The organism is Streptomyces sp. SID13726 (assembly GCF_010548375.1).
GTDB lineage: Bacteria > Actinomycetota > Actinomycetes > Streptomycetales > Streptomycetaceae > Streptomyces.
This window is the reverse complement of sequence record NZ_JAAGLY010000537.1, coordinates 1-425: the sequence shown is the minus strand read 5'-3', so window position 1 is coordinate 425 and position 425 is coordinate 1. Positions and strand designations below refer to the sequence as shown.

General features: G+C 76.0%; 2 pseudogenes. Both read left to right on the top strand.

What is annotated here, in order from left to right:
* Positions 1-140 (top strand): annotated as a pseudogene (locus G3I78_RS52645) (ABC transporter ATP-binding protein); the annotation flags it as partial.
* Positions 137-425 (top strand): annotated as a pseudogene (locus G3I78_RS48995) (ABC transporter permease); the annotation flags it as partial. The pseudogenes G3I78_RS52645 and G3I78_RS48995, both read left to right, overlap by 4 nt.

The window sequence follows — 425 nt, the reverse complement described above, 5'->3', positions numbered from 1 at the left end:
TGCAGGAGCAGGCCGAGGCCGCCCGGTCCGCGAACGCCGCGGTCGTCCTCGTCACGCACGAGACCCGCGTGGCCGCGTACTCCGACCGCGAGATCGTCGTACGCGACGGCAGGTCCCGCGACATGGAGCGCGCCGTATGAGCCGGGGCGTGCTCCGGGTCTGGGCCCGCGACCTCGGCCTCGGCGCCCGCTTCGCCTTCGGCGGCGGCCGCGAGGGCTGGACGCGCACCCTCCTCACGGGCCTGGGCGTCGGCCTCGGCGTCGCGCTGCTGCTGATCACCAGCGCGGTGCCGAGCGCCCTGTCCGCCCGCGACGACCGCGGCACGGCCCGGCTGGTGAACTCGGCCCGCGAGAGCGACCGGCCGGGTCCCGACACCGTCCTGACCGCTGTCCCGGACCATACGTACCGCTCGTACGGGATCGACG